Below are 13,183 nucleotides of genomic sequence, written 5' to 3' on the forward strand. Positions count from 1 at the left end.
CCGGTTCCTCATTTCCGGGTCGCCGCGTTGCGGGCGGCTTCGATCGCGCCGTACAGGGGGTCCGACCGCCCGACAACCCGCAGCGGTATGTGAGCGGGCGTCGAGTCGTCCGGGACCGCGATGCCCTGGTCGTCGTAGTGGACGTCGCCGGGACCGATCCGGGCGACATGGGGCCGGCTGCCGCTCACGAACGCCCGTGTGCCGGGGCCCGGGACGTCGATGCGGATGATGCTGCCATCCCTGAACACCCAGGTGAGCGTCACGGCACCTGTGACCTCCGCACGGGGAGCGTGCGGCTGCCGGGCACCTTGCGGCAGCTCGATCCTGGGCGGCCTCCCGATGCCGGCGACGATCTCGCCGTACGTCCGGTTGGCCAGACCGCCCGGCAGGACGGTGGCCGCGGTCGGCCGGTCGGTCCTGCGGCCCGCCACGGTGGCGTCGAGTTTGTCCTTGCCGAGCAGGATGCGCCGTGCTCGCGCGAGCGACTCGATGTGGAAGAGCAGGGTTTCCTCGCCCGGCGCGTGACGCGCCGCCCGCAGTTCCAGCCGGATCAGTCCGTCGCGGACCGCGTCGCGCTGTGCGAGGGCGGTCGCGTCGCCCTTCGCAACACGTGCCTGGAGGTCGCGCAGCTCGGCGAGTTCCCGGACGTAACGGTCGATCACCTCCTGCTGGGCGGCGGTCGGGAACGGCACCGGCGTCACCTGAAGTTCCAACCTCCGTACCTGGTTCGTGACGCCGTGGATCCTCCGCTCGACCCAGCCGATGGCCTCGCGCACCTCCGCGTCCATCGCGGGCTCCGTCCACTGCTTCCGGTGGCCGGAGAGGCCGACCGTGAGGCGTTCGTCGTACGAGGTGAGTCGCTTGGCCAGGGCGTCGGCCCGCCCGAGCAGTAGTTTCTTGCGGTCGCCGTCGGCGAATCGTTCGAAGCCGGCCTCGGCCTTCTTGGTGCGCTCGGCCAACTGCTCGATGACCTCCCGCAGTCGTGCCTCGGCGGCGGCGGTCGCAGGTGACAGCCGGGACATGGCTCCGAGCGAGCCGAATCCCGGCCGTTTCGCTCCGAGGCGGGGTATCGGATCGGCCGGTGCGGGGAGCGCTCGCGTGTCGGGGCGGACGAGGGCGCTCCTGGACGTGGGCGTCGCGGCTGTACCAGCGGCGGTGTTCGCGGTGGACAGCGGCCAGTGCCCGGTCTGCTCGACGACCCCGTTGACCTTGCGGTACCGGGTGAGACCGGTGGCGTCGAGGCTGAACACCTCGTCGGGGAAGTCCGGGTGCCAGATGGCCACCCGGCCGGGACCGGCCTCGGCGAACCGGGTCCCGGGCAGGAATCCCCAACGGCTCCCCTGGCGCACGGTGCCCGCCGACAGCAGCTCCCCGGCCTTCGCCGACAGCCGGGTGCCACGCGGGTGCAGTGCCCGGAGAGCGCCGGGGACCGCTTCGCCGATCGAGGTGAACAGCGCGAACAGCTCCCACCCGTGGCCCCTGGGGGCAGGAGTGGTGGCGAGCGGCGTGCCCGCGTGGGACCGCGCCCGCTGCCGGTGCTCCTCCCCGTCCAGTTTCACCACGTCATGGATCTGTAGCGCGAGGACGACCGCGCGCGCCGCGTAGCCCACCGCCGCCAGCGGTCCACCAGCGAAGCTGAGGACGAGCAGCAGCAGGTCGACCGCCGCCCGTACGAGGTTTCGCGGCGCGGCCCGCCGGTCCCGGACGACCAGCGCCTGTACGGAGTTCGCGGGCAGCCCCAGCTGGTCCAGTGCCTCGTCGATGATGTGGTTGAGGCCGAAGACCTCTTCGCGGTCCTCCCCCAGGGTGGCCCGGACGCCGTCGATGTTGGCGAGCTGTGCCTGGGCGTTCTGTCGCAGCAGGTCGCCGAGGAGGTCCGGCACCCGGGCCCCCAACGCGCCCCGCAGCGCCACCGGGTCGCGGAGGATCGGATAGTCGCCGATCAGTTTCAGCACGGCGTCCACGGAGGGCGCGGGCGGGCGCCGCATCGCCGCGAGTTCACCGGCCAGCGCCACGAGCACCCCGGGCTCCCGGTAGCGGTGGAGTTCCGCCCGGAGCACCCGCTCGCTCTCCTTCATGGTGGCGAGCGCGATACCGACCGCACGTTCCCGCACGACCTCGCGCAGCGCGCGGACGGCGTCGTCGAAGGCGTCGAGGCCGGCGAAGTCCGCCGCACGCAGGGCGCGCAGCATGTCGTCCTTCGCATCCTGCTTCCTCGTCGTGTCGAACCCTTCCCTGTCCGGGCGGTCGTTCGGGAGGCCCTCGTAGAACTTGATGGTCTCGTAGAGCTTCTCCAGGCCGTTGAGCCGCCCGATGGCCCGCGCCTCCCGGACCGGACTGACCCGCCTGTGCGCCGTGTCGATCGCCGCGTCCCGCGCCGCCGCGTCACGGATGGCACGGGCCCGCTCGTCGCTCTTCAGGAAGTCGTCGAGCCGGGCGCCCGCCAAGTCCCAGTCCCCGGGCGGGACTTCGGAACCGCTCCGCTGCTCCAACAGGGTCCAGTCCAGCTCGGAGAGCTGCTGGAGCCTGCCGTACACGCGCGTCAGTGCGGCGAGTTGGTGCAGTCGCAGCGGGGCGAAGTCCGGCAGCCGATGGCGCGGGTGGAGCCGCAGGTAGTGGTCGCGCAGTCCGAAGTACCGGCGCATCTCGGGCGAATGCCGGATCTCCTCGACGTCCGGGTTCCCGCGCAGCTCGTCGTCGGTCTCGAAGGCGGCGGGGCCGGGGTCCTGGGCGCCTGCCACCTGCGGGTGCAGCGTGACGGCCACGGGGCGGCCGTTGTCGTCGTAGCTGGGTACGGCGTACCGGCCGCCGGGCCGGTCGAACGGCTCCCGGGCGGGCCGCCGGGCGGGGCCGACGGGCACGGCCACCTCCTCGGGGACCGCCGTGCGCACACCTCGCGCGACACCGGTCAGCACCGTCGTGACGAGCTGCCGTCCTGTCTGCCGGGACATGGTGTCGGACAGGGCGTGGGCCCCGTCGACGCCGTCGGGGAGGTGGTACTGCCGCTTCATCGCGCTCTCCTTCTCCGCTTTCCTGTCCACCGGCCCGGTCAGTCGGCCGGATTGTGGGACAGGTCGCTCAGGCCGGGCGTACGGATGTTCCGCACCGGGACGACGACCCGTCCGGTCGCGGTCGTCGCCCAGACCTCGATCTCGTACGGCGCCACTTCGCGCCCACGGAACTTGGGGCGCACCCCGAACCGGACGTTGTGCCCCTCGCGGAGCGCCCTGATGACCGGGTTCTCGAAGGCGGTCTTGAACGAGGAGTTGTTGACCAGTACGTGCATCCAGGCGAGGTTCCCGAGGTCGCGCCCCGAGCCGCCCATCACGTTGGCGAGGAGATGGCCCTTGCGGGCGCCGTACCTGGCCACGCCTTCGGGTTGCTGGCCCACGGGGTTGACGTCGTGTGCCGAGGAGGTGCCGGTGTTCAGGTCGGCCGGGGTGAGTTCGCCCATCGTGCCGGTGGGCAGACCGTTCTCCAGATCGCCCACGTGGACGCGGTCCGCGAACGCGACGGCTGTCTGCCGGGACGCCGAGGAAACGGAGGAGCCGGAGGCCGCTGGTCGACGGCCATCGGACCGGCTCGGCATGGTCTCCACGTGCATCCCGCGCTCCCCCATCACCCGCGCCTCCATGGAGGTTCCCCGGCCCGTCACGACTCGCGCGGCCTCCTCGCGGGCCTTGAACCCCGGCGCGGTACCGGGGGCGTCGGGAGTGGCTGCGGCGCCGGTGGCCCGTCGTACGCCCGTCCGGTCGACGGTGGTCACGGCGACGACGCGGGCCACGGCAGGGCCGGCCTGAGTGTCGGCCCCGGCGCGTGCACCGGCCGTCCCCGGAGCGGTCGCGCCGGGAGCAGCGGTACGGGGAGGGGGCGCGACCGGCGCCGGACTGCCCTGCCGGGCCGCGGACGTGGCCGCGTCGCCTCTGGGCACGTCACGTCCGGACGCGACGTGCCGGGGCGGCGCCGACGACGGGGTCCGCGGAACGGCGGCGGAAGGAGATCCCCGAACCGGAACCGGGACGCCCGCTGACGACGCCTCGCGCGCGGTGAGCGCCGCCACGGGCCGCCCGGCGCCGATTCCCGGCACTGCCATCCCGGCCTCGGTGCCCTCCATCGCGGCGCCCAGCGGCCGGCCGAGACGGCGCGTGGTCAGGCGCAGCGCGAGCAGGGTGTTCCTGACGTACGCGCTGCTCGCGCCGGACGCCAGGAGTCGCGCTCCGGACCGTAACGCCAGGCTCCCGAGCTTGACCGCGGCCCTGCCCATGAGGAGGTACTCGATCGGTCCGAGCCCCTCGTCGACCAGGGCCGCCTCACTGAGCCAGAAGTCGGCCACGTCCCCGTTCACGTCGTGGATCCGGTGCTCACGGCGGCCACTGCCGCCGGACACGGTGTAGTAGCCGACGATGTGCGGGCCGTCGAACTGCGGGACCGGCTTCACCTCGTTCCAGTTCGCCACCAGGTACTCCTCGAAGGGCGTCAACCGCCCGCCGACCGTCCCGACGAGAAAGGCGTGCAGCGCCTGGGGGGTCATCTCCCAGCTGTGCTCGTGCACGACGACATGCGTGTTGGCCTGGTCTCCCCGACCCTCGATCACCTCGGTCCGGTCACGCACCGTCAGATGCGTCCGGTCGCCGACCGTGATGGGGGCTCGCCGTTCCTCGAAGGTGAGCGACTTCCAGTGGTCGGGGTCCTCCGGGGTGGGCCCGTAGAGCATCCGGATGGTGTCGGCGCTCAGGGTGGTCGACGGGAGCGGCCTGGCTGCCCCGGTCGGCGGCGCCTGCATGCCGAGGAAGAAGGATTCGAGCCCGTCGCGCCTCAATGCCTCGGTGAACGCCTGGTAGTCGACGGTGTCGGCGTACCAGTCCACGACCCGCCGGAGCCGGGCCAGGTCTCGGCGACTGCCGATCCTCAGGAACACGCTCGCTTCCAGCAGGAGCCGGTCCTCGAACCGTGGCCCGGCATGCGCTCGGCGGTGCGCGCCCGCCCGTGCTGCCGACGCGCCCCGCACAGGCACGGTGACGGGACGGCCACCGTTGTCGTAGCTGGGCACCTGGGCACCGCCCCGGTCGCTCGCCGCGTCCCGGCCCGGCTCGTACCGCTCCCGCACCGGCGGAGCGGTCCCTGCCTCGAAGCGGTGCCGCTCGGCCAGCACCCGCTCCACCTGCGCCACTCGCGCCGCCACGGTACGGGCCAGTGCCCGGCCGAGCTGCTCCAGCTGTGCCGGGGTCGGCTCCCCCACCATCCGGACGGATATGGGGACATGGCAGTCGATCGGCATGGGGGATCGGTCCCTCAGGGGTTGGTGTAGGTGATCTGGAACGCCACCAGGGTGACCGGGTCGGAGGCGGTGCCCACTCCGCTGTTCGCCGAGATCACATAGCGGTAGTTCGCGAGGTCGACGACATTGACCTCGGACGGGGTCAGGGGCACCTCGGTGTCGAGCGGAACCGTGCGGGTGTCGAAGGACACGACCTTCTGGACGGCGCCGTCGGTCAGGGACACCCGGTTGAGGAAGAAGGCCGTGTTCTGTCCACTGGGCGCCGCGCCCCGGCCACGGACCCGCACCGAGGTCATGGTCACCCGGTCGGGCAACGCCAGGGCCAGCGCCCCGGCGGGCGGGCCGGACGTCGGTGCCACGGCGTTCCCCGAGCTCCGCAGTGCCCACGGCCCCGAGTCCTGCACGGGATGCAGTGTCGGGGCGAACGAGGCGATGGCCGTGCGGGGCACGGTGGGCACCCGGGCGGCCAGCCGGTCGAGTTCGGTGCCGATCTGTGCGACGACCGTGGACACGCCCTGGAGGTCGTTCTCGATGGTCTCGAACCGGATGTTGAAGCCGTTCGTGCCGCCGGCCTCGCAGCGGTCGATGTTGTCGACCCAGGCGAAGTGGTGGAATTTCGGCGTGTAACTGAAGTCAGCCACGAGTGTTGTCCCTTCGTAGCGGTGGCAGCACGCTGCGGATGCGGAACTTGGGAAAGGTGAAGTCGGGGTTGACCTCGGCGAGATTGCCGCGGACCTCGACGGTGTGATCGCGGATCAGCTGGGTGTTGACCTCGATGCCCACCGGGTGCAGGGCGTTGAGGATGTTCAGGATCAGGTCGTACTGGTCCTTGGAGATCACCGTGTCCGGGTTGTCCAGCTCGGGCCGCAGCCCGACCCGGAAGGTGTACGGGGCGGGCAGGTCGCCGAGCAGATAGCCGGCCTGCACCCAGGCCTCCCCCGCCGAGTCGCCGCGCAGGAGCGTGGCCGTCTGCTTGGGGTTGCCCAGGGTGGCGCGGGCGGTGTCGAAGGTGCCCGTCGCCCAGCCGAGCCGGACCCGGCCCGCGCCTCCCGATCCGTCGCTCACCAGCACCGGCCGCACCGACACCCCGACCGACTCGCCCTCGTCCACCTCGATGACCGGGCTGTCCTCCGGCCCTTGGACCACGACAAGCTCCCCGGGAGCCTGCCGTACGACCACGGTGGCGTCTGCCCGCTCGACATGGCCGAACCCGACGGCATGCGCGAGTGCGGCGAGTACGCCCGGCGGGACGGTGGTGTGCCGCAGGACCAGCGTCCGGCCATGGGCGCCGAACTCGTCCCCGGCGGGCTGGTACGCCGAATCCACGATGAGCCGACCCTCCGCCGACCGCCGGTCCAGTTCGGCGAGCAGCGCGTCCAGCGTCCGCCCCACGGTCGGCTGCATGAGGCTGTGGTTGTCATCGTCGCCGTAGTCCACACGTGGGTCGTCATGGCGGGTCAGGAACTCCGGGTCGAAGAACTCGTCGGGGTCGCCTACCACTTCGGCCGGTGCACCGAGGGTGCCGTCGGCCGCGATCGTCCCGCCGTCCGGGAGGTCGGGCACGCCGATGCGCAGTGCCCGGCTCGCGGACACGGTGTGCCTGCCCCGGGTCACCTCCGCCTTGACGATCAGCCCGCCGGGCGCGGTGGCCCGTACGTCCGTGGTCGACGTCGGACGGCCCAGCGGGCCGGTCGTGGTGAGCGTGGCGCGTCCGGGGCCGGCCGGTACGGTCAGCCAGCGCAGCACGGAGTCCGCGGGTGGTGCGGGGCGCAGCGACAGGGGCGCCGTCCGTCCGACGTCCAGGTCGGTGGGGCCGGCCGGGGCCGGGGTGAGGTCGACGGCGAAGTAGTCGCCCGGAGCACGCGCCGCGTAGACCGACGCCCCGTCGCCCTTCTCGTCGGGGCGGAAGTGCACGAAGTCGAAACCGGCGCGGTGGGCCAGCGCGGCCAGCCGTCCTTGCGTGATCGTGCCGTGTCCGAGCAGCACCGCCCGTCCGGTGGCCCGCAGGTCGTCCGCGCCGGGATCGAACGCGGCGCTGATCCGCAGTCGGCCCGGGGGGCCCGGCTCGGCGGACGCCAGGGCGAGCAGTCGGTCCAGGGTGTCGGCGACGCCGACCTGTACGAGGTGCGGGTCCGCGGAGATCTCGCCGGGCGGCGGGGCGGTGAAGTCGACGTCCGGTCGGTCGTAGCGCAGCAGGAACACCGGGGCGAACTGCTCCTCCTGCTCGGCGGTGCCGACCGTGTCCGCTTCGTTCACCTCGCGTCGGCCCGCCGCGTCGATGCGTTCCCCCGGCCGCAGCGCGACCGGGCGGATGCGTACCGGGCGGGTGCCGCGGACCAGGGTGGCGTTGGTGTCCTGCACGACCAGGGGGTCGCGCAACCCGCCGATGGTGCCGACCAGTTCGTTGAGCATCGACGCCAGGTTGGCCGGGGTCGGCAGGGCCCAGCGCCGGAACAGCCTGAGCCTTCTGCGGTAGTGCTCGTCCGCCTCGCCCAGCACGGGCGCGAAGTCGGTCCGGGCCACGGCGGAGATCCGTACCTCGTCGATCACCCCTCGGAACCGGCTGCCGTCCGGGCCGATCCGCAGCGGCGCGGTGTTCGCCACGGCGCCGAGCCGGCCGAGCGGCGCCATGGCCCGCGGTACGCCGTCGACGTAGAGCCGGAGTTCTCCGGCGGTCCGGTCCAGCACTCCTGCGAGGTGGGTGAAGGCGTCCGTCGGCAGGCTCAGATCGGCGAAGAGTGTGACGGGGGGTGTGGTCCCGTCGCTGACCAGCAGCCGGGGGTTCCGGGCCACGCCACGGTCGAACTCGCCGACGGAGAGCAGCCAGCCGGCCCCCGTGCCGCCCGGATCCGAGTGCCGGGACAGCACTTGTCCGTCGCGGCTGTCGGCGTCGGGCCGGACGAAGCACTCCACGGTGGCGCTGCCGTTCGCGGCGATGTCGAACGCGGAGTCGGTCGTCACGTCGACCACCGCGTCCGGCGCGCGAAACCCGAACGCGGCGCCGTACCGCCCGGCCGCGCCGCGCTGCACCGAAGCCGCGGGGGAACCGGGATGGCCGACGCGTCCGGGGTACTGCCCGGTGACGTCCAGGGCGACCGTGCTCCCGGGGGCGTCGTCGAGGTGGTACAGCGCGACGGTGCCCGCGTCGAACCCGTAGGGCAGCGGCGGGAACCTGGGTACGCCGAGGTCGGCGCCGATCAGGTCGAGGCTGCGGCCGGTCGCCGTGGGCAGCTGCCGCTGGGCGACCGTACGGGCCAACTGGCCGCGCAGCTGGTCGCGTTCACCGCCGAGCACCCACAGCACCTTGGCCGTGTTGCCCAGCAGCGCGGTCAACCGCCATGCGAGGTCCGGGCGTTCGTCCGCCGGGGCCGGTGCCGTCCACAGGCCGGTCACCCGGATCCGCGCGTCGACGGGTATCGCGAGCGCGACGGAGGCACCGGCCACGCTCCCGGCCGGGAAGACCGCCCGTACCGTCTCCGGCGGTCCGCCCGGCCGGGTGTAGGTCACCGTCACGGTCGTGTCGGCCGCCAAGTCCCGTGCCGTGGCCAGGACATGGCTGGGCTCCGGCGGCCGGTCGAACCGGCTCTGGTGCTCGGTGAAGTCGTACGGTGCCACCTCGGCGGCCGACGGGTCCGCGCCCGGCAGCAGCCGCAGCTCCAGGCTGTCGGCCCCGCGTGCGAACGGTGTCGTGAGCCTCCTGCTCATCCGGACCGCGGCGAGTCCCGGCGCGGTCATGACGTCACCAGCGTGATGTCCAGGGCGTCCCCGCCGGGCGAGAAGACCGCCAGTTCGGTCGGGCCCATGACCAGGTTCTCCCCCACCTCGGCCTCCACCGTCACGCTCTGCCGGGCCACCGCGCCGAAGGCGGTCGGACCGGACGGCACCGGGCTGCGCCGCAGGTGCAGTTGCTGTACGTCGGCCACCCCGGGCTGTTCCACGAACGCCCGCACGACCTGCGAGTACAGGACGTCGCCGCCGAGCCGCAGGCTGCCGATGTCGGTCGCGAGCCGCTGCCGGATCGACGCCAGCAGGGCGGCCCCGTCCGATCCCGGCTGGACGACCACCTTCGCCCGTACCCCGACCTCGACATGGATGGCCTCGACGATGTTCGGGTGGACGCCGACCGGCCGTACCGTGTCGACGGCGGCGGTGACCCGCTCGAAGATCCCCTGCACGGGGCCGATGGTCCGCCACGGCGCCCGGAAGTCGTGCGCCACCAGGACGTTGAAGAAGTACGGTTCGCCGATCCGCCTGGCCTCCGAGCTGAAGGCGCGCTGGTCGAAGGCGAACGTGCCGAAGTAGCTCTGGGAGACGTCCACCCCGCCGAGCGGATCGGACAGCACCACGTCCAGGACACCGCTCACGCCGAGCGCGGCCTGGGCCACCGACTCCACCGTCCACAGATTGCGGGCCAGTCCGGCCAGCCGGGCGCGGTAGGTGTCGTCGGGGACCACCTTGCCGCCACCGCTGGTCGCCTTCGGGTTCGTCACGGTCAGCGTGGCGGTGCCCAGGTCGGCCAGGAAGATCGAGCGGTACGTGGGGTCGATGCCGGTGATCGCGCCGGCCAGGACGTCCCCGTCGGGCCCCGGCTCGAAGGCGACAACGTCCACCGTGGCGTTCCGCTGGGTCACGTCCAGGGTCACCTGGGCGGTCGTGCCGAAGGCGCGTACGGGTGCGGCGGTGACCAGGATGGCGCCCTCGGGTACGACATAGCGCCGGCCGGGTGCCCCGCCGACCAGGGTGATCCGTACCGTGCCGGTGCTGGGCAGGTGCGGCCTGGCCAGCCCCATGTCCTCGCCGAGCAGGTTCAGGTTGTCGCCGAAGGCGGTGGAGATGAAGTTGCCGTAGTACAGGTCCTCCATCCGTTTCCACAGTTCGCCGTCCTCGGCGGCGGTCACTTCCAGGATCTTTCGCAGCGGGCTGGTCGTGGTCAGGTCGATGCCGTCGAAGACGGCACGGGCCCGCTCGAACGCCTCACTGAGGATCCGGTCGACCGGCTTGAGCACGAAGCCGTCCTCGGTCACTCCGAAATCGGTCATCCCCCGCTCACACCCCCACGTCCACGAGCAGCGTCAGCGGATCGCCCGCCACCGTGTCCAGTTCGACCCGTACGGTCCACACGCGCCGGTCCTGATCCTGGGCGTCGTCGAAGACGACCTGGCGGACGTCACGGACCCGTGGATCGGTGCCCAGGGTGCGGACCAGGTTCAGCTGCACCAACTGCTGCGCCACCGACAGCGGGTTGGGCCCCGTGAAGATCCGGCCGATGTCCAGCCCGTAGCCGGTGTTGAACGGATCGGACCCGAACGGGGTGAGCACGCGCAGCGTCAGCGCCTGGCTGAGGTTGGCGACCGACTCGACTTCCCGCAACTGCCCGGCCGTCACCACCAGGTCGCCGTCGTCGAGCAGCAGACTGCGACCGAACGAGGTGGTCATGCTGCCTCCAGTTTTGTCTGGCCCGGCACGTCCACCTGCCACAGGCCGGCGTTGGTCTTCCCGTGTGCGGTGGCCAGCAGCACGGGCCGGCCGTCGACCGTCAGAGTCCTGCTGACTCCCGCGGTGACTTCCTCGACCTGGGCGCACTTGGGCGTCGCGATACAGCCGACGATCGGGGTGAGCGGCAGATCCTGGTCCACCAGTACCGGCGTTCCGTCCACCGTCAGCCCACTCCGGGAGGCCTGTGCCTTCGCGGTCCCCTGGTGGTCGCACCGGAAGGTGGACGCCTCGGTCAGGACGGCGGGCATCACGTCACCGCCACGGAGGAGCCGTCGAGTTTCATGCTGACCGAACCGTTGGTCAGGGTGATCGGCCGGTCCGCCGTACTGATCGTGACCGCGCCGCCGGAGTCCACTGTGATCATCGTTCCGCTCTGGTGTTCGATGGTGATCGAGTTGTCGGTGGGTGGATCGGGCCGGGTACCGACCTCGGGCAGGCTGTCGGTGCCGACGAGTACGTGCAGGGCCGCCACCTGGATGACCCGCTGCCCGGCGGCGTCGGTGAGGTCGTTGGCGCCCTTGCCGCGCGGCAGGTCGTCCGCGCCCAGTTCGGTGGGCAGGGCCAGCCAGTGGTCGCCCGGCCGGTTGGGCGGACGCTCGTGGGCCGGGTTGTCCGGCCAGACGAAGCCGGTGATCATCGCGTCGTTGACGTCGCCGCGGTTGTGCGCCAGGACCGCGCGCATCTTCGGGTACACGGGCGTGACCAGCCCGGTCTTGTGGAACGCGAACGGCGACACGACCGGCTTGTCGTGCAGTTCGACGGCGGTGTCGATCGGGCCGGCCACGCTGGGCGCCGCGACTCCGGGCTCCGGCCGCTGCCCGTAGTACAGCGAGGCCATGTGCTTGCCGTCGGCGCCCGGGGCGTACTCGGTCACCTCCCCGAGATCGACCGCCGGGTGGTCCTCACGGCTGCGGTCCAGGACATCGCGCCAGCGGTCCACCACGCCCTGTACGCCGGTGTGGACCTGCGCCCGTTCGCCGGGGCGGGCCGCGATCAGCCGGAGCTGCGCGGTGTAGCCGGACCCGACGCGGAAGGAGTGCACGACGTGGGACAGCCGCAGCGGTCCCGTCGGTACGCCGGACAGGCCGGTCGTGGCGGCCACTTGGCCGACCCGCAGCCCGGGATGGCCGAGCACGGTCAGCTCCAGCGTGGTGCGCACCGGCGGCAGTACGGCCGACTCGGGCAGCGGCACGTCGTCCACTGCGGGGCGAGGCGGAAAGGCCGGACGCGCCCCGGTGTCCTCTGCGGTCGAGCTGCTGAGGGCGACCAGGTTGGTGTCCGGGTCGAAGACGACCGGCGCCGGATCGGTGAACGCACCGACCGCCGCGCCGAGATGGACCGCGCGGTCCCGCACCACGAGCGGCACGTCCGCCCGCGCCGCGAGCGCGCCGAGGGCGTCCAGGGCGGATCCGGCCCGGACGGTGAAGTCCCGCAGTCCGCCGCCGATCGTGGAGCCGGCCGCCAACTGCACGCCGGCGGCCTTGGCCAGTGACGTGGCCAGGTCGACCAGCTCGGTGCCCACCCGGCGGTCCTGCTCCACCGGCGTGCTGCGCAGCAGGTATCCACCTTCCTCCTGGCCGCAGAGCACCGTGCGGGACAGACCGTCACCGCCGACACCGCCGGTCACGGAGACGATCCGGCCGACCAGCACCTGCCCCGTGGTCGTCGTCCTGGTCGTCGGCTCGTCGAAGTACCCGAGGTGGATGGTGGCGTTGACGGGCTTGGCTGCGTGAGTGTTCTTGATCAGCTCCGTGACCTGGCCGGGCAGGTTGATCAGGCTGATCTCGAACGTGTCCACGGCCGCGCCGTCGGTCATCGTCACGTTTATGTCCGCGTCGATGACCAGGGAGCCGCTCAGGACATCGTTGGACACCGCGAGCGGCAGCCCCAGCCCGGACCCCCCGGCCACCGCGCCGCCGGGCAGGCCGGGCACCTCGGCCTCGGCGATCTCGATCCGGTACCACAGCACGAAGCTCATACGAGTGCCACCCCGCCGACCACTTCGGAGCCGAACGAGCCGGCCGCGTTGAGATTGCGGAGGTCCAGCCGCATCGTCCGGAAGGTCAGGGCCAGTTCGGCCGCCGGGTACTCCACGTCGGGCACCAGCTTGCGGCGCAGGATGGTGACCGGCCCGCCGGGTTCCTCCCGGTCCACCGACAGCACCAGGAACGCGTGCGCGGTGGGCAGGTCGAGCGGGCCGGACGGCGCGCTGTCGACGATGTCCTCCGCGACATTGGCGTACAGCCGGAACTGGTAGTTGCGGCCGGCCACGGCCAGCCGGAACGCCTGCGGGAAACCCTCGTCGGCGTCGATCGGCAACCTGAGAAAACTGCGCGTCACCACGGATGCCTCCTTTCTCGACCTGGTTGCTCGGGTTCTGGTTCTGGTTGGGGTGCTGATTCGCCGTGC

The 13,183-nt window shown here is 72.2% G+C and carries 9 protein-coding genes; all 9 read right to left on the reverse strand.

Annotation, left to right across the window (positions count from 1 at the left end; genetic code table 11):
* Window positions 1-8: 8 nt before the first annotated feature.
* From OG787_RS01465 to OG787_RS01505, 9 genes are read right to left on the reverse strand one after another with little or no spacing between them, the layout of a single operon-like run.
* Window positions 9-3,011, reverse strand: coding sequence for a hypothetical protein (locus OG787_RS01465; RefSeq protein ID WP_405534042.1), 3,003 nt, complete (start codon window positions 3,009-3,011; stop codon window positions 9-11).
* Window positions 3,012-3,049: 38 nt separating this feature from the next.
* Window positions 3,050-5,278: a DNA/RNA non-specific endonuclease gene (locus OG787_RS01470; protein WP_405534043.1), complete on the reverse strand. Its 2,229-nt coding sequence runs from the start codon at window positions 5,276-5,278 to the stop codon at window positions 3,050-3,052.
* A gap of 14 nt (window positions 5,279-5,292) precedes the next feature.
* Window positions 5,293-5,919, reverse strand: a complete 627-nt coding sequence (locus OG787_RS01475; RefSeq protein ID WP_369034213.1) for a hypothetical protein — start codon at window positions 5,917-5,919, stop codon at window positions 5,293-5,295.
* On the reverse strand, window positions 5,912-9,013 hold the full coding sequence (locus tag OG787_RS01480; protein ID WP_405534044.1) for a LamG domain-containing protein: 3,102 nt from the start codon (window positions 9,011-9,013) through the stop codon (window positions 5,912-5,914). Before OG787_RS01480 ends, OG787_RS01475 begins: the two co-directional genes overlap by 8 nt.
* Window positions 9,010-10,317 carry a baseplate J/gp47 family protein gene (locus OG787_RS01485; RefSeq protein ID WP_369034215.1) on the reverse strand — a complete coding sequence of 436 codons (1,308 nt, stop codon included), beginning with the start codon at window positions 10,315-10,317 and terminating at the stop codon, window positions 9,010-9,012. The genes OG787_RS01480 and OG787_RS01485 overlap by 4 nt, the downstream gene beginning before the upstream one ends.
* 7 nt (window positions 10,318-10,324) lie before the next feature.
* The gene (locus OG787_RS01490) at window positions 10,325-10,714 is read right to left on the reverse strand and encodes a hypothetical protein (protein ID WP_405534045.1); all 390 of its coding nucleotides are present in this window, start codon (window positions 10,712-10,714) and stop codon (window positions 10,325-10,327) included.
* Window positions 10,711-11,022 (reverse strand): hypothetical protein, encoded by a 312-nt coding sequence (locus OG787_RS01495; RefSeq protein WP_369034217.1) that lies wholly within the window; start codon window positions 11,020-11,022, stop codon window positions 10,711-10,713. The genes OG787_RS01490 and OG787_RS01495 overlap by 4 nt, the downstream gene beginning before the upstream one ends.
* Window positions 11,022-12,752: a hypothetical protein gene (locus OG787_RS01500; protein ID WP_405534046.1), complete on the reverse strand. Its 1,731-nt coding sequence runs from the start codon at window positions 12,750-12,752 to the stop codon at window positions 11,022-11,024. Before OG787_RS01500 ends, OG787_RS01495 begins: the two co-directional genes overlap by 1 nt.
* The gene (locus OG787_RS01505) at window positions 12,749-13,117 is read right to left on the reverse strand and encodes a hypothetical protein (protein WP_405534047.1); all 369 of its coding nucleotides are present in this window, start codon (window positions 13,115-13,117) and stop codon (window positions 12,749-12,751) included. Before OG787_RS01505 ends, OG787_RS01500 begins: the two co-directional genes overlap by 4 nt.
* Between the last annotated feature and the right edge of the window lie 66 nt (window positions 13,118-13,183).

This window comes from Streptomyces sp. NBC_00075 (genome assembly GCF_045041225.1).
Classification (GTDB): domain Bacteria; phylum Actinomycetota; class Actinomycetes; order Streptomycetales; family Streptomycetaceae; genus Streptomyces; species Streptomyces adonidis.